Here is a 22,844-nt window from a genome sequence, read left to right as displayed (position 1 = left end):
GAATAGTATCGAAAACATGAGTAGTGTTTTAGGCCTAAAGGCGAGTATAAAAAACGTTTTTTTTTCTCTTTTTGAAAAATTTGCACCTTTTCTCAATAGAGACAAAAAGTCCTTAGCTCATTCAGAGATGAGAAAGATACTCGTTGCTGAAGGTGGAGGCATAGGAGACCTTATACGGGTATTCCCTGCCATCGAATGCCTGAAGGACAATTTTCCCGCTGCCTCTATTTCTGTTCTGGCATCTCCGGAGGCAAAAGAGATTTTGTCTCTTTTTTCTAAAAAAAATATCATTTCCGAAGTAATTGATTACGACCTTAAAGGCAGGCACAGGGGATTTTTCAGAAAGTTCCTGCTTATTTTTTCTTTAAGAAAAAGGCATTTCGACCTCATCTATGCTCCGGACAGGGGAGAAGGCATGAGAGAAGAAGTTCTTATGAATTTTCTCACTGGGATACCTCACCGGATCGGTTTTCAAAAAGGCAGGGCAGGTTCATTAAATACCATAATGATTGAACTCAGAGAAGGCGTCCCGATAGTAAAGCAAAACCTGGATATTTTACGGAACGCCGGATTACAGGTAACAAAGGAAGAAATAGACCTCAGCGTGCCTGAAAAGGATATTCATGAAGCGGAGCTTCTGATAACGAAACTTACCCGGGAAATCCCTTCCCCTGTAATTACTGTCCACCCGGGTGCATCGTGGAACGCCGGATACCGGTGTTGGCCACTTGAAAAATATATATCTCTTATTCAGAGGCTGATAAAAGAACAGCAACTAAAAGTAATCATAATCGGAAACAAAGGTGATATTGAAACAGGCAAAAAAATCCTCAAAGAAGTTGAGAGCCCTGATATCATCAGTGTAATGGGCAGGACTACGCTTGCACAGACGGCTGCTATTATCAAACTTTCTAATTTGTTTTTAGGCAATGACTCAGGTCCGCTCCATATCGCACTGGCCTTAAAAGTACCCTCCATAGCTGTCTTTGGTTCGACATCACCAGAGCAGGTTATTGGCCCACAGGAACGGTGTGTTGTGATAAGAAAAAATCTGGCATGTTCGCCTTGCTATGTACATCAATATGACTATACGCCTGCCTGTAAGGATTTCCAATGTTTAAACAAAATTTCTGTAGACGAAGTATTCAATGCAGTAAAGAAGGTATTGTCAGACAATTTTCATGAAGAAATATCCTGATTATGATGATAGGCAGGATCAACATTGAAGAATAGACTGAATATTGGTATCAATATGATCACCTCTAACGAAACCTTAAGAGGTACCGACAGATACATCACAGAGATACTCCATCAACTCTCCACAATGGATAAGACGAATCAGTATTTTATCTTCTATGCACACTGGCAAAGATTCGCACAACCACTCAAGGCGTCTAACTTTCAGTTTATCCAAATGTCTCCGCCAAAAGGAACCCTGCTAAAAGCATTCTGGCAGGCGCTGATATTCCCCAAAGTGGTAAAAAAGTATAACCTCAATGTGCTTCATTACACCAATCCCATACCGATTCTGAAACGACACTGTCCCATTGTGGTAACGATCCATGACCTTGCCGAATTTATTCAACCAACAAAATACGGGGCACTCAAAAGTTATGCAAAACGCCTTTTCGTGCTCCTGTGTATAAAGAAAGCCAATTTCATCATAACCGTATCGGATACCACGAAAAGAGCAATTCTTGATCTCTTAGATTATACCCCTGAATCCATCGATGTGACCCTGGAAGGTATTTCCCAGAATTTATCCGTTGATAACAACGATGGTGAATATATTTTCGAAAAGTATCATATACCCAGAAATTATATACTCTATGTAGGTGTTATCGAAAAAACCAAACAGGTTGAATCCATTGTAAAGGCGTTTTCCCGCCTTGACGATTCTTTACAAAGAAATTATGCCATTGTAATTGCCGGCAACAAAGGAAATGCGTATGAAGAGGTAAAGGCCACTATTCGCAATTGTGAATTAGAAAAAAAGGTTTTTTTTCTGGGATATGTTCAGGATAATGATTTGAAATATCTTTATAAAAAGGCAAAGGTATTTGTTTTTCCGTCTCTTATTGAAGGATTTGGCTTGCCTGTCCTGGAGGCGATGGGACATGGAATACCGGTCATTGCATCTGATATCCCCGTCATATCAGAGGTTGTGGGGGATGCAGCCGTACTTGTCGATCCATATGATATTACTGCCCTCCGGGACGCAATGAGCAAGATACTGTTGGATGAGGAGTTGAGAAACAGCTTAATCACGAAATCTTTAGAACGGATTAAGGATTTTTCGTGGGAAAATACCGCCCGGAAAACGTTGGAAATATACAGAAAATTAGCAGGTATGAATAATGAACCTTCAGTATAAGTTGCTCGGAAAATGAATAAATTTGCACCAAGAGCCTTACGCAAGTGGATTATTGAGATGCTATGACTGAAATAGCCTAAAAAATGTGTTTTTAACATATGAAATTATTTGAAACAATAGAAAAAGAGAAAATAATTGCCGAGGACGATTATTTCATGATCGTTTTTGATAAATATCCTAACCCGATGGATTTAATATGGGAATAAATGATGGTGAAGCGGCAGGGCAAACAATGGGACAGCTTCATTTTCATATCATCCCAAGGTATCATGGCGATACAAAAGATCCACGTGGTGGGATAAGATGGATAATCCCGAATAAGGCAGAGCATTGGGATTAAGTGAAAACCTAGCCATATACTTTCTAATCTGATCACTTCTGTACAAAAGCTATTCAATGGCTTAACGAAGTTTTATAGTATTGCACAAGTTCCATTTATCAGTTTATATAAATTAAGATCTTTTTTCGTAATAATACCCGTGGATCTATCGATTAATATCTGTACCTATAATAACAGAGACTTTCTTAAAAAGTGTCTCATTTCAATTTACGAGAAGATAAAGGATATACAATTCGAGGTTGTCGTAGTTGACAATGCATCTCAGGATGGGACTGTCGATATGATAAAAAAAGACTTTCCTCATGTCCTGTTGATAGAAAATGATCGGAATGCCGGGGTAGCACCTGCGCGGAACCAGTCTATCAGGCGTTCTTCAGGACGTTATGTTCTCCTCCTCGACGCTGATACAGAATTCGTTTCAAAAAATTTTGGCGATATTATAAGATATATGGACTTCTCTCCTGATGTTGCCTTGCTGGGGGTACAACAGATAACTTTTGATAATCAACCGTATCCGGCATCGAGGACATTTCCGCTTATTCGGGATATCGTGTTGAGAAGACTGGCGTTTCTTGGTTTCATAAGAAATAGCAGGCTCATGAAAGCACATCATGTATTGCTTCATGACTCCGATAAGCCTATGGAAGTCGACTACGTTATTGGCGCCTTTCAGCTTATCAGAAGAGATGTATTTAACGTTACAGGCCTTCTGGACGAAAACATGTTCTACGGCTTTGAAGATGCTGATTATTGTGCACGGATCAGGAAAGCCGGTTACAAAGTAGTCTATTACCCCTCTTATACCATTAAACATTATGTCAGCGGAATAACGCGAAAGAAACTCCTGAGTAAGACAGGCATTCAACTGCTCTTTTCTCATTTTAAATCGTATGCAAAGTTTTATAAAAAACACCATGATCTTTTGAAAAGGAGGACACTATGAAGATATTTTTATCTCTATTGACCATTCTGATCGTCCTGACAGTGAAACCATTCTATACTTTTTCAGAAACGATAGAAATGAAAGTGGATGCCGCAAAGGGATTGGGACCGGTTCCTGACCTCTTCAGCAGCAGCATATGGATTGTTAAGGCAAACAACCGGCATAATATAGAACGTTTCTTTAAAGACAATCATCCAAAGGCGATACAATTTACCTTCGACCTCTTCCTCCCGAAGACCAAGAGCCTTGAGGATTACAAGCAAAAATTCAAGAACGAGTTCTTTCACCCATCAGGCATACCCTATCTCGTTGTCCAAAAGGCAAAAGAGGCGGATGCAGAATTAATCGTAGGTTTCGATCCCTTTACGATACCTGCCTGGCTTTCCTTAAGACAGGGAGACAAGAGGCCGGCATTTACCCATGAAAGCTGGTGGACAATCGAGCAATTATCACCTCCGCGAGATTTCAAACTCTGGGGGGAGGTGGTGGGTTTTGCGCTCAGTTTTTTACGAAACGAACTTGGAGTAAAAAAGTTGGGGTTTTTTGTAGGTCACGAACCAAACTGGCTCTGGATGGGAACGGAGGAGAGTCTCTTTCAATATTATGAAGCTGCTGCAAGGTCTGCAAAAAACGTGAGCAGTGAGATAAAGGTTGGCGGCCTCGGCCCCTGGAGTTTAACGGCGAAAAAGGAAGGCGCTGATTTTGAAGGCATTACTCCCGCCATCGGTGACTTAGCAAAAAAGGAAGGCGGCTGGAAAAACCCGAAAGGGGAGCCTCTTCTCAAAAGTTTCATTGAATATGTCGCAAAAAATAATGTCCCGCTGGATTTTATCAATTGGCATTCTTTCACCCACAATTCACGCCAGCTTGTAAGCGACGGCAAAACGGTTTCCCAGTGGTTAAAGGAAAAGAACCTCGATAATGTCAGGATCTATATTTCTGATTGGGCTTATTGGGCCGGATGGCCTTATCCTGACGATTATCTTGATACGGAAGAAACTGCTTCTGAAGCCATAACCGCACTTTTCCATATGTGGGAGGGAGGTGTTGACTGGCATGGACATGATTTTGATATCCAGGTTGACGCACATGAAAATAGCCGCCGGAAAGAGAGGCGGAATGCAGAATTTATCGGTGATTGGCCCCTGTTTACCAAACATGGCATAATCAAACCGGTGTATAACTCGTTTAAGGCATTAACTATGGCTACAAAACCAGACGGTGAGAAGATTCCGGAGCTGTTACGTGTAGAATCTTCTGCGGATGACATTATAGCGATATCCACAATGAAAGATGATGGCATTTATGTACTCTTAAGCAATTTCGCACCAAGACAAGCAAGATTACGCTCCACTGTTACGAAATTGCTCCTGGAAAAATCAGGATTTTCTCCTGAAGAAATCAACTGGCTGAAGGAATGCATCCAGGAAGGAAAGAAGAGTAAAAGAAAAGACACCTTGCTTGCCTGTAAAGATCAGTTTATTGCCAGGGTAAAAGATGGCCAAAAAACAGAAGTAGTTGAATTCCTTGCCAATATCTATTCTCATTTACAAAAAAAACCATCCATGGAGGGGGTTTTAACATATCTTGGTGAAGTTTCATCAAATGCAAAATACCCTCAAACAAAGATAATTGCTTCGGAGCTTTCGGATACGCTAAAAAGAACCTCTTTCAATAAATCACTGAAGATTGACTTCGCCAATCTTTCATTTTCACCATCTGCCCAGGCAACCGTATACACCATTGACAGCAATAATAGCAATGCCTGCAAACTGAACAAAAAAACCGAGCCTTCTTCCACAGATACGCTGTGCGGCATCGGTGGAATGGTCGATAAAGCTGTGTGGCAGGCAAATGCCGATGCCAATACATATGCCCAAAAAAACCTGGAAGACTTCCTTTTATCGAAAGGTTACAGCACAAAACACTTAGAAATTCTCAGGGAAAAAATTCGAACTGCTAAAAACAAAGGGAATTTGAAAGAACTTTTCGATCAGCTCACAAAAAAAGGTTTTCAAAAAAAAGATATAGCATTGGGGTTCAGGAAATTGAAAGCAATTAGACAAAATTACCTCCGGGAGCAGATTGACAAAATCAACGAATGGAAAGAAATATCTCTGGAGGGATCGAAGGAGACCGCAGCCGTCAATGTAACAAAAGATACAGCGACACTCAACATAAGTATGGAGCCCAATTCGGTGCGTCTGATTATTCTCGGCAAAAAATAGAAAATGAGAGTTTCTGTACTTCCCCTTTCCCGCATCCTCTTTTTCCCACTATTGTGGGGGGGATTCGCAGGCGCATTTTTAGTTTTGGACCCTCTATTAGCAAATATTCTTGCAAAAATGCTTGATATTTCAATAGAGGGTACCAACATTTTTAAACTCTACCCGTATGAAGTCTCCTCCCTGCTTTTTTTCTTTTCCCTTTTTTTGCCTTTTATAAAGAAGTTCATTCTCCTGACGAAGCGGCATACGGAAAAGGTATTTATCACGCTTTTTTTTGGCGGTATGCATATTACCAGTTTGACTACCCTTGTCAAAATAGACCTGACTGAGCTCGTAATGATGGTCTCTTTATTCGCCCTGTTTTCTCAATCTGTCGTGAAAGACAAAAGGCTTTGTATATCACTTCTGGATATTTTCAATATGGCCTTTGTTGCCTCAGCGCTTGTTTCATTCATGAATGCCAGAATTGTTCCCTTTGTCATATATGCCCCTACGTTGGTAAAATTCATTCTCATTCTGTTCCTCCTCTTAAACTTCATTCACAGCAGAGAGCTATTTGTTTTTGCTGTAAAATGCATTGTAGTTCTCACCTGTATTTCTTCCCTAATCGGGATCGGGCAAGGAATACTCTTTAAAACAACGGGGTTGCTTTTTATCGGCCCTGTTGACAAAAAAAATCTTTCACTGATGTTTGAAATGACCTCTCAAGGACCTTTTCTGAGAATCCCGGCCTTTTTTGGAACATATAAGCCCTTTACCTTTTTTCTCAATACTGCAATACTCATCGTCTTTAATTACTTCATTTATAACGGGCCTTTCGCATTGAAAAAACGGTTTACGCTCATTTCTTCTTTCTTGCTCATGATAACCGCGCTCTTGCTGACTTTTTCCAAAGACGGATTTCTTTCCCTCTTCATCGGATTGATCTTTTCGATCTCTGTGAGATGGTCAAAATTCATTATCCATGGTTTTTTTTGTACTTTGATAGCAGGCATTGCTATTTACCTTACAGGTTTTCTGGATGATATTTTCAGGGCAATCTCGGCAGATTGTCATTGGGGGGAATACAGAATCAGGTTACAGTTGGCCAGAGAAGGAATTCACGGGTTCATACACAGGCATCCTTTTATTGGCGTAGGAGTGAGTGATGTCTATAGATACACCTCGCATTACTTACACTGGGCTGTTCACAATGCCTTTATTGAAGCCGCAGATGCTGTAGGCATATTGGGTTTCTTTTTTTATATTGTATTATTATCGTATACATTCTACAATCTTATCAAGGTCAGCCTGACGGACAAATCGCTCATAAATACCTGGATAAACCGTGGATTATTTTCAGGTTTTATTGCATATATAGTAACGATACAATTTCACCCGTTTTTCTACGAAAGATTTACCTGGGTTTATATGGGCATCGTCAACGCTTATGTAATAATCGTCAAAAAGAAAAGCCAGAAACCTGATATATTATTGACACCAAAATACCCCTCACCCAGACACTCTCCCGCACCAGGCGAGGGAACTTTCCCCCCTTTAACGGGAGGGATTCAGGGAGGGTAATATATTTTCACGCTTTTATGTGGGCCTCTAGCTCATGAATGTTGCCTAACAAAAGCCCCTCATTTAGCAGTTTTTTTACCGCCCCCTTCGTCCTCTCATTGCAAAAAAGAGGAAGAAAGAGATAGAGGGGTGGTTCATCCGGTTACGGCTATGTTATGTTACATGCTCCGGAATGAGTGGAATCAATGAAGTCTTAAAAAATTGCACTAACCTGTAGCCGGAACGGAAGTATAACAGACATGAAAAAAATATTCTATTTAACAGGAATAGCAATTATTCTGATATCATGGATTTTCCCTCTCTATACAAAAGCAGAAGAGGCATCAGGCAATACGGAAATAACTGTAGATGCCTCACAGAATCTTGGCCAAATGCCAGGTATTGCAGCAGTGGGAGTGGAACTTTCCCAATGGGGGAATGATTTTTATAAATTTTATTTTCGGAAAAGATACGAAGAAGACATTGAAAATGCCGGGAGTATCTACCGGACTGGACTCAATCTGAGATATCATGTTTCTGATTTATCCAATGACATTGAAAAATATATAAAGCACCTGAATGATTTTGATAGCACAACGTTATCCTATGAGAAAGAGGGAGTGGATCTTATCTTAACCATTTATGGTATGCCGAAATGGTTGAGCAAAAGATGTGTAAAAAAGAGGGATGGGAAATATGTATGTGGACCGAATTGGGGTGCAACACCGCCCACGGATTATGATGCCTGGGCAGAACATGTTAAGGGAATCGTGGGTTATTATAAATATAAATTAGGCCTGGATTTATGGTACGAAATATGGAATGAGCCAGACCAGGGCTATCTCTTTTCTAATACTGATTTCTGGTTCGGAAGTCAGGAAGAATACTTTACCCTATATAAATACAGCGTTAAAGGTGCTCTTGAAGCAGACCCTCATGTAAAGATAGGAGGCCCTGGTGCTTCTATATGGGATAAAGGGGTAATCGAGGAGTTTATAAAATATGCAGCGACAAATAACCTGCCGATCGATTTTATAACCTGGCATATGTATGTTGGATGGAATAATTTTTGGGGGACAAAAGCAGAATACAGAGAAATGGCAAGTTCTATTAAACAATGGCTGAAACAGTATGGGTACGATGAAAACACACCCCTTATTATTGATGAGTGGAACTATGACGCAAGTCTCAATGATTTAGAAGACCATACTACAGAACGGAATAGTGCATACGCTGTATATGCCATGCATAATATGCTTGATACAGGTATTGATAAACAAGCCTTCTTTAATTTCGTTGATTTTGAACATAATCCGTTATTTTCAGGTAGTACAGGCGCCATGAGTAATGAAGGTGTTATCAAATCTGTTTACAATGCACTCAAGGCGCTCGCCATCGTACAAGGCGAACCAGAAAATGAGATCCCAAACAGACTGAAAGCAGATGTTCATGATGATACTTTTCTTGCAGCAATTGCCTCTCAAACACACGACAATCGCACAATAAGAATACTGATTTCTAACTATATTCCCACCGCAGCAATGCTCAAAAATGCGTTCCCTCCGGAAACCTACCCAAGCGCCTTAAAATATAGAAAAAATCCGAGAGAAATAACCTTGAATCTTAAAAACATTCCTTTCTCAGGAGATGCAACCATGACAACGTATCTCATAGATAAGGATCATGCAAACTCTTGCAGATATAACAAAAAAACAGAAGAGGAACAAACAGATTCTCCCTGCGGCACAAATGGAATAGTAGATAAGTTGGTTCTGCAAGCAGAGAGCGAATCTCAGGAAAAGGCCTTCCTGGAAGCTATTTATTACTTAAAGGACAAGGGATATACCGAAAGCCAGATAGCAATAATTACAAGACAGCTTGGCAATTGTTTTAAAATGGACAGAGAATCTATTTTTACAGACTGCATTAGTACCTCGTTAGAATCGGCCTGTGCTCAGGTCATTAGTACGGGAAGTTATCCACCAGATTGCAACGTATTTGAACAAGATGTTATAGACTGTAATAATGTATATCACAACACCCATGATGACCTCTATTTCTTCGGTGATCATACCAGTCTGTCAGGTCAGACAATTACTGTTTCGACGTGGATTGATAAGATAAACAACGATCCAAATATCTCCCTGGAAGGTTCAGAACAAACGAAACAGATTCATATAATCAATGGCTCATACCAAGAAGTAATAACCTTGCAGCCGTATGCTGTTTTTCTGGTTGAAATAACCTTTTTGCAAGCATCGGATTAATCAATATTTTTATGCTTGCTTTTATTTCCTAAAAAAATACTTCTATTCTGTTCACAAAAGATGTTTTGGAGATTACAAAAAAGTGTTAAAGTATACAATGCAACTTATACTGTTTTTCACCCTTTTCCAGAGTAGTATATTCGTATCTTCTGGTAAAATCAGTTATTCATGCAATATCAAAAACCACACTTCACTTCATTTGGCAGAGACAGAAAGAGCTCCGGATGCATACATTTTTCCTTTTTTCAATCCCCAATTTGATCTTGATCAAAGAGGGGAAAACCCCTTTCCCGGCAAACGCAAAAACAAGTTTGATAGAGTCTTTCATATTGATCAGTTATCAAGTGCCAGCGGGTCGGATATTCATAAAGGTTTTACTGCTATACCTGCTTACAGCACAGGCCTCCATCCAACCGCTGTTGTTATGGATGATTTCAATGGCGATGGGAGAAAAGACTTAGCAGTATCGCATTTCGGCAGTATTATTTCACAGGATTCCACTGGTGAAATTACTATCTTGCAGGGAAACACTAATAATACATTTACCATCTCAAATAGTTTCAATGCAGGGATTCACCCTGTTTCCCTTGTAACAGGTGATTTCAATGGGGACGAAAAAAGGGATTTAGCCATCTCAAATTTTGGCAGTAATACCGTTTCTATTTTTCTTGGAAATGGTGACAGGTCTTTTGGGATAGCAACGCATTTTAAGGTAGGGTTGAAGCCATTTCGATTGACAACTGGTGATTTTAATAAGGATGGAATTGCTGACTTAGCAGTACCAAATTTTGGCAGCAATACTATTTCAATTCTCATTGGAAATGGAACAGGAACTTTTGGCAATTCAGTCAGCGAAAAGACAGGAAATGGTCCTGTTTCTGCTGCTGTTGGTGACTTTAATCTCGACGGAAAAGAAGACATTGTAGTCGCTAATTTTTATGATAATACCGTATCAATATTTTTGGGAAACGGAGACGGCGCTTTTATGAAAAAATTTGATTTTCCTGTGGACACTGCCCCATCTATGGTTATCGCGGAAGATCTTAACAGGGATGGCATTTTAGATCTTGCAATCGCTAATATGGGCAGCAATAGCATTTCTGTCTTACTAGGAAAACTGGAAGAAACACCTCTTATAAGTTATGAGAATATTACAATAGATAAGGTGATATCCAATCCAAGCGCTTTGATTGTAAATGATTTTAACGATGATGGCCAAAAAGATATAGCTGTTACAAATTTTGGTGGTTTAGGGGTTAAAAGGCGTGGCGAAGACATTTCCATTCTTCTCGGAAATGGTGATGGTAGATTTAATCAGACCTTAAAAGATGTTGTCGTTGGAGTAAGTCCAATTTCAGCAACATCAGGAGATCTTGATGGTAATCAGACAATTGATTTGGTTACCACAAACTTTGAGAGCAATAATATAACAGTATTATCAGGCAACGGAGACGGAACATTTGGGCCTTTCAATAATTACCCTGCCGGGAAAGGTGCGCATTGGATTGCATCAGGCGATTTCAACCTTGATGGAAATAGTGATCTTGTTACAGCAAATATTGATGCAACAAATATAAGCGCTTTATTAGGAAACGGCGATGGAAGTTATAAATTACCCGAGGTTTGTGAGATCCAGGCTACCGTCCATGCCGTAACGCCGGGGGATTTAAATTACGATGGCGTACCTGATCTTGTTACTGCGAATATCAGTTCGAATACCATTACCCTATTACATGGCAACGGAGACGGAACATTCTCAATATATGATAAATATTTCGTCGGACCAAGCCCGCATCTTGTTCGTATCGATGATTTGAATAATGACGGTATAAATGATTTCGTTATTCCCATCTTTGGAGGGAATTTTACTACAATTTTGTTTGGAAATGAAAATGGCTCTTTCGTGGATAGGACAATTCTTTTTTCCGGCGATACGCCTTCCGATGCTGCAATTGACGACATAGATATGGACGGCAACAAGGATTTGGTTATCTCACACTTTGATGTAAGTTATATAACGGTTTTTCTTGGGGATGGGAATGGTTCTTTTATAAAAAAAGAAAATATTGATGTTGCTGGCGGCCAGCACTCGGTATTGATGAAAGACATAAACTTTGATGGAAAAACTGATATAGTAGGAAGTCTTTTTTATGCTGACAAAATATTTTCTTTGTTCGGTGCAGGCAACGGTTCTTTCCATAATCTGAACACTTATAATGTAGGGAAATTGCCTTCAACAATCGCGCTTGATGATTTCAACCATGATGAACTATATGATATTGCAGTAGTTTGTGAATTTGATAATATAATATCCATTTTGTCAGGAAATGATGATTTTAGTTTTTCATTTAGTGCTAACTTTATTGCAGGCAACAGGCCTGCCGCCCTGGTATCTGACGATATTAATAACGATGGTAAAACTGATGTTGCAGTTGCCAATTGGTACACAAACAATGTTAGCATAATGCTCAATAATCTCGAGTTGGAAAACAACTAATTCACACAGTATTTTTGATAGGATGAATTCAGGCATTCCCGTCTAAACCAGCGCTGATGCGAATAAAGATGGATTTATTGCAAACAACGAAGTAAGAAACTAAAGAAGAAAAGAAATCGGAAAGGGGGAATATCGATCAAAAAATGTGGAGCCGTATGTATTCATTAGTCAGTATCTTTTGAAATCGGAAACTAAAAAAGGAGGAAAATTGTGAAAATAAAAGGATTATTAACTGCAACATTGCTTTTACCCTTTTTTGTAACCCCGTCTTATGCAGAGGAGCAAACAGTAACTCCACCTGCAGAAACTGCAAGCGCTCCGGAAACTTCTGCACCAACTGAAGCTCCCGCACTGCCACCAAAGCTCACCCCTATCGATGCAGACCAGGACAGAAAAATCTCCAGGGACGAGTTGATTGCCTTTGTAACAAAAAAGGCAAAGGAAAGGATCGCTGAAAAAGCCAAAAGATTAGATACCGATGGAGACAAGTGCTTATCAAAAGAAGAACTCAAAGGGAAAAACAAGTTAAAGGTTCGTTTTGATGACGTTGACACCGATAAAGATGGAAAGATTTCGAAGGATGAAGCAATTACCTTTGTTCAGACAAAAGCAGATGAAAGGGCAGAAAAACTCTTTCTCAAGCTAGACTCCAACAAAGACGGGTTTTTAACAGTGGATGACATTAAAAAGAAGACAGTAAATAACATAGAGGAAACCACGGAAGAAGAGGATTTATAATACAGCAACGCTATTCCCACAGCGGCCATCCTGACAGATGGCCGCTGTCAGGAAAAGAGATTCGCAGGGTAAGAAAAAACGGAGGTGAAAAAAGAGGATCTGTGATCGTTCTTGGTATAAATAATATGCATGATGCATCAGCAGCTATTGTCGTGGATGGCAAGGTGGTAGCTGCCGCAGAGGAAGAGAGATTCAGCAGACGTAAACACCATGTCGGCTTTCCTGTCAATGCCTTTCAATATTGCCTTGACGAAGCGGGCATAACCATAAAGGACCTCGACGCCGTGGCTTTGTCTTGGAGACCGTGGGTATTGGGAACGAGGGTATTGAATGCCCTGAAGTCAGTTTCTTTTTCAAAAAAGGCCTTCCAGGCGAAAACGAGTCGCGGTATGGGCCAGATGGGGAACGAATGGTATCAACTCTTTACCATGAAATGGCTCATCGAAAGACACTTCGGCAAAGGAAACTTCAGGCTCCAGTATATTGACCACCATCTCTGCCATGCAGTAAGCGCTTTCTTTGTTTCCCCATTTGAAAGGGCAGCGGCCCTAACTGTGGATGGCGCAGGGGAGGAGGATACCACGGTCTTTTGGATGTGTGAAGGCACAGAAATAAAAAGACTGGCTTCAATAAAACTTCCCCATTCCCTTGGTCAGTTTTATGCGAGTATTACCGGGTTTCTCGGCTTTAAGGTACAGTCAGACGAGTATAAGGTAATGGGAATGGCTCCATACGGTAAACCTGTATTTGCTGATTTCTTCAGAAACAAGATATTCGATATACGGAAAGATGGTACCTTTCGACTGAAAAGCCGTTTCCTTGATTATCACCTTGCCAGACAAGGTATATTTCTGGAAGAAATCATACAAGTGTTAGGAAAGAACCGTTTGCCAGATGAAGAGGTCACAAACCATCATATGGATATTGCCAGAAGTGCCCAGGTGGTCATTGAAGAGGTGCTCTTCCACATGGCGAATCATCTGCACAGCAAAACACGTGTTGATAAGCTTTGCCTGGCCGGAGGGGTTGCATTAAACTGTGTGGCAAATGGGAAACTGCTTGATAATACTCCCTTTCGCCAGATATTTGTTCAGCCGGCGGCGGGGGATGCGGGAACATCCATTGGCGCCGCCCTTCATGTTTATCACCGGTATACCCGTGAACCCAGGAGATATCAGATGAAAGGCGCCTATCTGGGTCCATCCTATTCTAATCAACGGTGCATTGAGACACTCAATGAGTTCGGTCTTTCTTATAAAGAATTGACAAAAGAAGAGTTATGCAGTAGAATTGCCACCTTCTTGTCAGAGGGCAAGCTCGTTTGCTGGTTCCAGGGCCGCATGGAATGGGGACCCAGGGCATTAGGGAACCGAAGTCTCCTCGCTGATCCCCGAAGAGCAGAGATGAGGGATATTATCAACCTCAAGGTAAAACAACGGGAACCATTCAGACCATTTGCCCCATCTGTTTTGGAAGAAAAAAGCTATGATTATTTCGGAAACCCTATCCCATCTCCCTTTATGCTCTTTGCCTTTAAGGTAAATCCGGACAGGCAGAAGGATATCCCCGCGGTAACCCATGTGGATGGCACGGCAAGGCCTCAAACTGTGAGGAAAGAGGCAAACCCGCTGTATTGGAATCTCATTAAGGAATTTGAAAATCGCACCGGAGTGCCGGTATTATTAAACACCTCCTTTAATGTGCAGGAACCGATCGTATGTTCCCCGAAGGATGCAGTGGCCTGTTTCCTGAAAACAAAGGTGGATTATCTGGTCTTAAATAATCTTCTCATAGAACAACCCCATAAGGTACCCTCATAGATCAAGAAGTCATGGCAGAAAAGACCTTACTAGAGTACTGGTTTATATTATATAACAGAAAGGTGATAATATTCGTTATAACCCTTTCATCCATGATAACTGCCGGGGCGCTGTCAAAGATCCTTTCCCCTGTCTATGAGGCAAAGGCCGTGTTCTTTGTCCCGAAAGAACCGGATATTACCACCTTTTTCACTTCCCCTGACGAGATTATGGCAAGGTCTCCCCTCATGCCGACAAGCAATGAAGAGCCGCATGGACCGTATATTGGCATCCTGAAAAGTAAAACTATCGCTGGACTTGTCCAGAAAGACTTCCCTCACAAAACGGTCGAAAACTTAATGAGAAGGGATATGGACTTTGTCTTAAGCGACGAGTACCTCCTGGAGGTCTACGCCAGGGATAATAACCCCGGTCTGGCGGCTGATATTGCCAACGCCTATGTAAAATATTTCAAGCAACTTATGGGAGAATACTCTCAGATGTCGCAATCAGAAAGGCAGGCGACAATAGAAGAAGAAATAGCAAAGAATGAAAAGAGGCTTTCAAGGGCAAAGGGGATCTTAAAGGCCTTTCAGCAAAAAAATCGGACGGCTAACCTTGATGAAGAAATAAAGCAACTTATCTCCATGAAGACCACTTTTGAATCTCAGCTAGAGAACGCCCATGTTGAATACCATGAAAATAAGAATAAAATGCTGGCGGTGAAAAGGAAGCTAAAAGATGAGGTTCGTGCCTTCGAGACTTCTGAACTGGTAATTACCAGTCCGCTCTTAGAAAAGTTAAGGGCGCAACTGGTAGACATTGAGGCCAAAATGGCCACTCTCCGGGTGGAAATAAAAGAATCTCACCCTGAGTATATGACCTTAAAAAGAAATTATGAGGAAATTAAAAAAAATATCGATAAAGAAATTGAGATTATCATAAAGAGCCAGGTAAAGGCCCCCGATACCTTTTACGAAAATTTGAGAAGACAGCTCATCAGCCTCACGATAGAAAAAGAGGGGATAGAAGCAGACATTAAGGGTACCAGACAGGTTCTCTCCGGCATAGAGGAAAGAATACGTGAAATCCCGAAACTCAGGAATCAGCTTGATACCTTCGTCTCTGAAGTGGACAGATATAAAAGACTCACTGATACACTGAAAGTCAATCTGGAAGAGGTCATGGCCCAGACAAAGAGGGCCCCCCAGGTAGCTGTCCTGGTGGAGGATGCTACTCCCCCGGCAAAAGCATCCTTTCCCATTCTGTGGCTGAATGTGATGGTAGCCTGTCTGGCCGGTCTTGCCGGTGGAGTATTTTATTGCTTCTTTGTGAATTATCTGGAAGAGACCCGGGAGAAAAGGATCTACAGATTATGGAAGGTCTTAAAATCAATACAGGAGTGAGGCATGACGATAGATGAAGAGATACTGACCATCCTGGAAAAAAAGGAAAAAAAGAGGTTTCTGAATCTGCTCCAGAACCAGGCCGAAAAAGAAGGGAACATTCCACCGATGCCTTTTCTTTTCTTAAAAAAGACGTCTCTTCCCTTACAGTATGCGGGAGGTATCCTTCTCGGTATTTTTTTGGGAGTCTCCATTTTGGTCTTTAATTTCTTACTTTTTGTTTTCTTTCTCCACCTTTAAAAAAGTCCTTTTGTTCACCTATTGCTATTATTCTACACCACCTTTTCTATGGCCAACGTGAAAAAAAACGATGTCCTTACCCTGAAGATCAGGGAGTTAAAAGAAAAAACCAGGGAAAAGGTAAAGGAAAGGCTTTTAAAGGAATTTGAAGAGGAGAAGAGGCGGGGATTATACCCGTGGGAAGGAATTTGGCTTAGTCCGCAGGATATAAGAAAAGTTCAGGAAACGATGAAGAAACGGGATAAGGTCATCTTTATAGAAATTATTCTCCTTTTCTTCATATTTGGCTTTTTCTCTTATGTGCTTTATCGGTTGATGAAAATATTTCTCCTGCCGTAATTAACCAACAATCAGAAACAGAAACCACAGATTACGCTGATTGCACAGATTTCGTATTATATCTTGCCATAAATTAACAGATTGCGGGTATTTTTATCTGTGAAATCTGTGGTTTCAGCGGTCTACCAGTCTGAGGTTGCCTCACCAAGAAATTAATCGGTTGTACGAATCACATATCTATGAATAAGACCAGCATCCACCCCCGCAAGCATGGCTTCAAAGGATTTTATACTCTCCTTCGGGAGATCCGGTATGGTAAATTCCTCTTTTTTCACGAGTAGATCACGGTCATCATATATCTCTAACTTAAATTTTGCAAAACGATAATTCTTTTCAGACCTATTAGCTATCTCACCGGTAAAAAGTACGTTATCACCAAATGGATTGAATCTCACATTTCTTACAAAAAATCCATTCCCGATATCTTCAAACCCATCTATTATAGAAGGTTTTAAGGGCTCCTTACCAGGAACCTCTTTTCTGGGCACTTTTGAGACCCCCGCCGGGAGATTTTTTTCCAATGCATTCACCCGTTTTTCTAAGGCCTCAACCCGTGCGATAAGATTTGAAATAACGATCTCCAGCATATTCAATTTATCAGATAAATCCTGCGCAAATACGGTATTTCCCCGTACAAAAAGAATTATTGGTACTGCCACAACAGCAAAAAATTTTCTCATCGCTATCCTCATATTCCAAATCCGGTATTGTCAAAATGTAAACACAGAAAACACAATGATTTTAATCGCAATCTTATAATCACCGGAGAGAATGGAACTTCTCTTAAAAATACTCTTGTGAAGAGTACAAAGAAAACAATCCTTCGTTTCACTCAAAACCTCATCACTTTTCGTGCAACAAAAAGACCTTCACAATGCCCGCACAAAAAAGGACTTCTTTGGTCAAAAATGGGCGGTCGTTATTCTTCCTATCCGCAAAAGTAGCCTTTGCCGGATGATAATAGCATATTCTAAACTGGCAGTGCAAGCGTAATCCATTGAAACCATTACACATAATCACATGGCGACCGGAAAGCCGTAAACCTTGACAAGATATAATACAATTTGCTATTATTAATATTTATAATTCATAAAAGCAGTGCGCATTTCTTTACACGATATCTTCATGAGACACATTTTTACTATTCGATACGGCGTTCTCAAGAATACATCAGATTTCTTCTCAACGTTTAACTCGCTGAAAAAAGACGATCCGGTTATCATTCGTTCACATCGGGGCGTAGAGTTCGGCGAGGTCGTCATAAAGGTGAAAGAAATCGCAGATGATGACCCGATTGAAAATCTTGGAGAAATTTTGCGAAAAGCCACCCCCGACGATAAAGAAAAACAAAAGAAAATACAAAACGAATCAATTCCTGTCGAGTTCAAATTTTGCCAGAAAAAGATAAGAGAACACAATCTTCTCATGAAACTGGCCAGCGCTGAACACCTGTTTGGAACAAAAAAAATCATTTTTTATTACCTCGCCAACGGACGTGTAGATTTCCGGGAACTGGTAAAAGATCTGGCAAAAGAATACCAGGCCCGCATAGAGATGAAACAAATCGGTGTTCGGGACGAGGCAAGGCTTCTGGCTGATTATGAACACTGCGGACGGGAGTTGTGCTGCAGGTCTTTTCTGAAAAATCTTGAACCTGTCACCATGAAAATGGCAAAGAATCAGAAGGCGACCCTGGACCCCTCCAAGATCTCAGGGAGATGCGGCCGTCTCATGTGTTGTTTACGTTACGAAGACAGGGTCTATGAAGATTTAAAGCACGCTCTGCCAAAAAAAGGTTCTATCGTCAAAACTGCAAAAGGGATTGGAGAAGTCGTTAATTACGATGTATTACAACAGCAGGTCACCATTGAGCTGAACAACGGAAGCAGGATCCATGCATCTGTCCATGACATTATAGACAAAGTAAGAGAACCCTTGCGTCAAAAAGAAACAACGTGTGATCATCCCTGCGAAAAGGATTGTAGCCTTGAGTAAACACACCTTTTATCTTACAACACCCATTTACTATGTCAACGATGTACCACATATAGGTCATTCTTATACCACCATCGCTGCCGACGTGCTGGCTCGATATAAAAGAACGAAAAACTTTGATGTATTCTTCCTGACGGGAACAGACGAACATGGACAGAAGATCCAAAAAGCGGCGCAATCCTGTAATAAAACACCAATAGAATTTGTCAATGCGGTGGTAGATAAATTCAAGATATTGTGGAACAAACTCGACATCTCCAATGATGATTTCATACGGACAACAGAGGAGCGGCATTGGCGCCGTGTAAAAAAAATCTTTCAACAAATCTTCGAGAACGGGGATATTTATCTGGGAGAATATGAAGGATGGTATTGTATCCCCTGTGAAAGTTTCTGGATTGAGTCACAACTCAAGGAGAGGAATTGCCCTGAATGTAATCGTGCCGTAGAAAGAGTAAAGGAAAAAAATTATTTTTTCAGATTATCAAAATACCAGAACCGCATCCTCGAATATTACGAAAAGCATCCTCATTTTATCCAACCCGAATCGAGGAGGAATGAATTACTGCAGAGAATCAAATCTCCGGTAGAAGACATCAGCATCAGTCGCGCTGCTGTAGAATGGGGTATTCAGGTTCCCTCGGATCAAACCCACACCATTTATGTATGGATTGATGCGCTTCTGAACTATATTACTGCATTAGGTTACGATGATGATATGCAAACATTCCAAAAATACTGGCCGGCAAACGTCCACATTATTGGAAAAGAAATCCTATGGTTTCACGGTGTTATCTGGCCGGCAGTACTTATGTCCCTGAAAATAGATTTACCCTTTAAAATCTTTGCGCACGGCTGGTGGACAATTGAAGGTCAAAAGATATCGAAATCCCTGGGAAATGCGATAGACCCGCTCGGTATCATTCAATCGTATGGCACAGACGCTTATAGATACTTTTTACTCAGGGAAGTTCCTTTTGGTCTGGATGGAAATTTTTCTTACACCGCACTTATTCACAGGATAAATTCTGATCTCGGCAACGACCTGGGCAACTTATTACAACGCACGTTAACAATGATCGAAAAATACTTTCATGGGATCATCCCGGAGGTCTCCGGAGCAGACGATGAACTCAGAAGTGCATCAGAAGATACCCGTGTCAGAGTGGATCATGAAATGGATGAACTCCAGCTTAGCAGGGCGCTTGAGATTATTTGGGAATTTATCGGCCGTGCCAATAAATTCATAGAAGACAAGAAACCCTGGGTGCTGGCGAAAACAAGTGCCACGCAGCCACAACTTGCAGCAATCATTGGCACATTAGCCAGGGCTATCAAAGACATTTCTGTTTTTGTCTATCCCTTTATGCCAAAAACTGCTGCTGAAATTCAACGGCAACTTGGCATCCTGAAAGACAATCATCCCCTTTGCCTGGAGTTCCATAAGGGATTTAAGGAAGGCACCGTCTCACAAAAGGGTAAACCACTGTTCCCAAGAATCGAACCTCCCTAACCTGACCTGAACGAGCGGGAAGAAAAATCTATGGCGAGGCTTTTGCCTGCCTGTGCATGACTGCATGCAGACAGGCCTTGTGTTGTGTTTATCGCAGGACAGCAACCCTTCAGGCTTGCCCTGTATGGTACCGGCAAAATATTTTTCTAAAGATACTATTACAAAAAGTTGGAGAAATGTATATGACAAAAACATGGAACAAGGTAAAAGAAATTATGAAAAAAGACCCCCGTTATCCCATACAAGCCTATCAATTTGTATTCGAGGCCCTTGACTATACCACAAACATGCTCGGCAAAAATCAACAGAAAACGAGCGATGTAGACCGCCATGTAACGGGGAAACAACTGATGGAAGGCATTCGAAAATATGCATTGAAACAGTTTGGTTTTATGGCACTAACCGTATTCGAACAATGGGGCATAAAGCAAGATGAAGATTTTGGGAATATCGTCTTTAACCTGGTGGAAAGCGGGCTTATGGGAAAAACCGAAACCGACTCTCGTGATGATTTTAAGAATATTTATGATTTCAAGAAGGCCTTTGATGAGGGATTTAAGTTCGACGGAAAATATGACATCCGGCTATCGCTCAATGCCCTGGGCATCAAGAAATAAGAAAATCATTAGCCTCCTTTTACACAGCGGAAACCAACATTATTATCCTTACCCTCAGGATAACTGCAACTCCGATAGGCGCTCCTCAGAATATAATGATGGTTTACCCACGATCCGCCTCTCACTACGCGAAACTTTCCCTCCTCATACCAATCTTCACACCATTCCCAGACATTCCCAGCCATGTCAAAACAACCAAAAGGGCTTGCACCCTCCTTTCGATTGCCAACCGGGGCCGGGGCGCCAGTATTCGGATCCAGATTGTAAACCGCCTTTGAATTGTCCGGTTGGGTGTTCCCCCAAGGATATTCTCTGCCATCGACTCCCCGTGCCGCTTTTTCCCATTCCATCTCTCGGGGGAGCCGTTTACCGGCCCATTTTGCATAGGCAACAGCGTCTTTCCAGCTGACACCCACAACAGGTTGTGATGGCTTATTAAACCGCTCATTATCCCAAAACAAAGGTTCCTGAACTCCCGTCTCCTTAATATACTTTTTATATTGGAAATTAGTTACTGGGAATTTATCAATATAAAAAGCATTGACATACACAACTTTTCTTTCCTCACCCATAATAAATTCACCCGGTGGCACAAAAACCATTTCGGAACCGTCTCTCTCATTAATAATGCTAACCACCCCTGTTTTAGTCATATCACCCATATTCGACGTTAAGGATTATTTACTTTTTCTCTGTTTTTTTTAAATTTTTAACCTGACCCGAGCTTTTGACACCTTTCTTCTTAATAGTTAGCTGTTTTAATAGCTTTTTTGCATCCCGGTCCTTTGGGTCGGCCTTAAGAGCTTTTTCTAACTCAGCTATCGCGGGATTCAGTTGCCCCTTGTCACGGTAAGCAACACCAAGATTATAATGAAGAATACTGTCTTCAGGATTATCCTTTAGCAGCGTTTTCCATATTTCTATCGCATCATCTATTTTTTTACAATCGTAATACGCATCCCCCAGGCTATATGTGGCGTCTTCATGTTTTGGGTCTATCTCTAACACCTTTTTTAATTCATGAATCCCTTCCTCACACAACCGTTCGTCTATAAGGATAAGGCCCAAATTGTAATGCGCCTCGGTATGATTAGGGTCAATTTCAATAACCTTCTTATACATATCTATTGCATCATGTATCATCCCCTCGTCATAATAAGCGGATGCGAGATTGTAATACACCTCAATATCAGCTGTATTATCTGCAATAGTTTTTTTGAATTCTTCAATAGCCTCTAAATTTTTCCCTTTTTCGTAAAGCGATAAACCAAGCTCTTTGTGTCCCTTTTGTACTTCACGATCTGATATTACGGATTTCTCAGCGCCTGCTGGCGGTGATTCTTTTTTACACCCTTGCAAACTATACGAAACAACGCAAAGGAAAAACAAACCACTTATGCCAAGCATTCCGAATCGCTTTGTATTCACGTAATATGCCCCTTTTCATAAAAGAAGTATCATAAATTTATTCTTCAATCTCGTCCGGCTGTTTTCTTCTCTTTAGCAGTTAGCGGTATTTTTACCGTATCACCCACTTTTACCTTATGTGCCTTAAACCATTCCTCTTTCATCTCCAATGCATACTTGACTTTTTCCTCCGAAACATGGGTATCCAAACTGTGCGGCTTCATTGATTCGATTTGTACGATTCGGCCATTGGCCTTAATAAAGGCTATAGAAAGAGGAATACGGGTATCCTTCATCCAAAAAGACAGGATTTCCTCTTTAGGAAAAATAAATAGCATACCCTCATTATCTTCCAATGTATCACGATACATCAACCCCAACATGTGATCTTCAGGAGTAATTGCTACTTCTACTTCCAATTCCATTCCAGCAACATGAATGGGCAATACGTCCTTTCTTTTTGGTTCACCACAACACACCCCATGGATACCATTATAAACCACACAAACGGAAAGTAGCACGAAGAAAAGACGGTTCCGTTTTCTATTCACAATCATATCGCCATTTCTTTGTAAAATCCCGGCACAGCCATACCGCAA

19 protein-coding genes and 1 pseudogene are annotated in these 22,844 nt (G+C 41.0%); 16 read left to right on the top strand and 4 right to left on the bottom strand.

All coding sequences use genetic code 11. The features are described 5' to 3' along the window. The first annotated feature begins 16 nt into the window (after nt 1-16). The 13 genes and pseudogenes from BROSI_RS07510 to BROSI_RS07450 all read left to right on the top strand — a co-directional run bounded on the left by BROSI_RS07510 (nt 17) and on the right by BROSI_RS07450 (nt 16,713). The gene (locus BROSI_RS07510; RefSeq protein WP_052563125.1) at nt 17-1,198 is read left to right on the top strand and encodes a glycosyltransferase family 9 protein; all 1,182 of its coding nucleotides are present in this window, start codon (nt 17-19) and stop codon (nt 1,196-1,198) included. A gap of 24 nt (nt 1,199-1,222) precedes the next feature. After that, nucleotides 1,223-2,374 carry a glycosyltransferase family 4 protein gene (locus BROSI_RS07505; RefSeq protein WP_052563124.1) on the top strand — a complete coding sequence of 384 codons (1,152 nt, stop codon included), beginning with the start codon at nt 1,223-1,225 and terminating at the stop codon, nt 2,372-2,374. Between the two features lie 181 nt (nt 2,375-2,555). Then, a pseudogene (locus BROSI_RS07500) lies at nt 2,556-2,714 on the top strand (HIT domain-containing protein); the annotation flags it as partial. Nucleotides 2,715-2,853: 139 nt separating this feature from the next. Continuing rightward, nucleotides 2,854-3,657, top strand: coding sequence for a glycosyltransferase family 2 protein (locus tag BROSI_RS07495; RefSeq protein ID WP_157842428.1), 804 nt, complete (start codon nt 2,854-2,856; stop codon nt 3,655-3,657). Then, nucleotides 3,654-5,885, top strand: a complete 2,232-nt coding sequence (locus tag BROSI_RS07490) for a GH39 family glycosyl hydrolase (protein WP_052563122.1) — start codon at nt 3,654-3,656, stop codon at nt 5,883-5,885. Before BROSI_RS07495 ends, BROSI_RS07490 begins: the two co-directional genes overlap by 4 nt. Before the next feature lie 3 nt (nt 5,886-5,888). Next, entirely contained in the window at nt 5,889-7,448 is a 1,560-nt protein-coding gene (locus BROSI_RS07485; protein ID WP_052563121.1) for an O-antigen ligase family protein, read from the top strand. A 239-nt stretch (nt 7,449-7,687) separates the two neighbouring features. After that, nucleotides 7,688-9,694, top strand: a complete 2,007-nt coding sequence (locus BROSI_RS07480; protein ID WP_052563120.1) for a GH39 family glycosyl hydrolase — start codon at nt 7,688-7,690, stop codon at nt 9,692-9,694. Nucleotides 9,695-9,776: 82 nt separating this feature from the next. Then, nucleotides 9,777-12,191: an FG-GAP repeat domain-containing protein gene (locus BROSI_RS07475; RefSeq protein ID WP_157842427.1), complete on the top strand. Its 2,415-nt coding sequence runs from the start codon at nt 9,777-9,779 to the stop codon at nt 12,189-12,191. A gap of 210 nt (nt 12,192-12,401) precedes the next feature. Beyond that, on the top strand, nt 12,402-12,929 hold the full coding sequence (locus tag BROSI_RS07470; protein ID WP_052563118.1) for an EF-hand domain-containing protein: 528 nt from the start codon (nt 12,402-12,404) through the stop codon (nt 12,927-12,929). 101 nt (nt 12,930-13,030) lie between these two features. Then, nucleotides 13,031-14,749 carry a carbamoyltransferase family protein gene (locus BROSI_RS07465; protein WP_082059099.1) on the top strand — a complete coding sequence of 573 codons (1,719 nt, stop codon included), beginning with the start codon at nt 13,031-13,033 and terminating at the stop codon, nt 14,747-14,749. 11 nt (nt 14,750-14,760) lie between these two features. Next, complete coding sequence (locus BROSI_RS07460) at nt 14,761-16,134, top strand: GumC family protein (protein WP_052563117.1); 1,374 nt, start codon at nt 14,761-14,763, stop codon at nt 16,132-16,134. A 3-nt stretch (nt 16,135-16,137) separates the two neighbouring features. Beyond that, nucleotides 16,138-16,374, top strand: a complete 237-nt coding sequence (locus tag BROSI_RS07455) for a hypothetical protein (RefSeq protein WP_052563116.1) — start codon at nt 16,138-16,140, stop codon at nt 16,372-16,374. A 57-nt stretch (nt 16,375-16,431) separates the two neighbouring features. Continuing rightward, nucleotides 16,432-16,713, top strand: coding sequence for a hypothetical protein (locus tag BROSI_RS07450; RefSeq protein WP_157842426.1), 282 nt, complete (start codon nt 16,432-16,434; stop codon nt 16,711-16,713). A 152-nt stretch (nt 16,714-16,865) separates the two neighbouring features. On the opposite strand, the gene BROSI_RS07445 is transcribed toward BROSI_RS07450, so the two are convergent. Continuing rightward, nucleotides 16,866-17,393 carry a hypothetical protein gene (locus BROSI_RS07445; RefSeq protein ID WP_052563114.1) on the bottom strand — a complete coding sequence of 176 codons (528 nt, stop codon included), beginning with the start codon at nt 17,391-17,393 and terminating at the stop codon, nt 16,866-16,868. Nucleotides 17,394-17,838: 445 nt separating this feature from the next. Between BROSI_RS07445 and BROSI_RS07440 the strand changes: the two genes are divergently transcribed. The 3 genes from BROSI_RS07440 to BROSI_RS07430 all read left to right on the top strand — a co-directional run bounded on the left by BROSI_RS07440 (nt 17,839) and on the right by BROSI_RS07430 (nt 20,838). After that, nucleotides 17,839-18,708, top strand: a complete 870-nt coding sequence (locus BROSI_RS07440; RefSeq protein ID WP_052563113.1) for a PSP1 domain-containing protein — start codon at nt 17,839-17,841, stop codon at nt 18,706-18,708. Next, nucleotides 18,701-20,221: a methionine--tRNA ligase gene (gene metG / locus BROSI_RS07435; RefSeq protein WP_052563112.1), complete on the top strand. Its 1,521-nt coding sequence runs from the start codon at nt 18,701-18,703 to the stop codon at nt 20,219-20,221. The genes BROSI_RS07440 and metG overlap by 8 nt, the downstream gene beginning before the upstream one ends. A gap of 182 nt (nt 20,222-20,403) precedes the next feature. After that, nucleotides 20,404-20,838, top strand: coding sequence for a Minf_1886 family protein (locus BROSI_RS07430; RefSeq protein WP_052565702.1), 435 nt, complete (start codon nt 20,404-20,406; stop codon nt 20,836-20,838). An 8-nt stretch (nt 20,839-20,846) separates the two neighbouring features. Here the strand turns inward: BROSI_RS07430 and BROSI_RS07425 are convergent, their stop codons facing one another. The 3 genes from BROSI_RS07425 to BROSI_RS07415 are packed head-to-tail and all read right to left on the bottom strand — an operon-like array spanning nt 20,847 to nt 22,844. Beyond that, nucleotides 20,847-21,491 (bottom strand): formylglycine-generating enzyme family protein, encoded by a 645-nt coding sequence (locus BROSI_RS07425; protein ID WP_157842425.1) that lies wholly within the window; start codon nt 21,489-21,491, stop codon nt 20,847-20,849. Nucleotides 21,492-21,519: 28 nt separating this feature from the next. Beyond that, complete coding sequence (locus BROSI_RS07420; protein WP_052563110.1) at nt 21,520-22,266, bottom strand: tetratricopeptide repeat protein; 747 nt, start codon at nt 22,264-22,266, stop codon at nt 21,520-21,522. Nucleotides 22,267-22,310: 44 nt separating this feature from the next. Beyond that, nucleotides 22,311-22,844, bottom strand: coding sequence for a DUF192 domain-containing protein (locus BROSI_RS07415; protein ID WP_052563109.1), 534 nt, complete (start codon nt 22,842-22,844; stop codon nt 22,311-22,313).

This window comes from Candidatus Brocadia sinica JPN1, assembly GCF_000949635.1.
GTDB lineage: Bacteria > Planctomycetota > Brocadiia > Brocadiales > Brocadiaceae > Brocadia > Brocadia sinica.
This window is presented reverse-complemented; position numbering and strand designations above follow the sequence as displayed.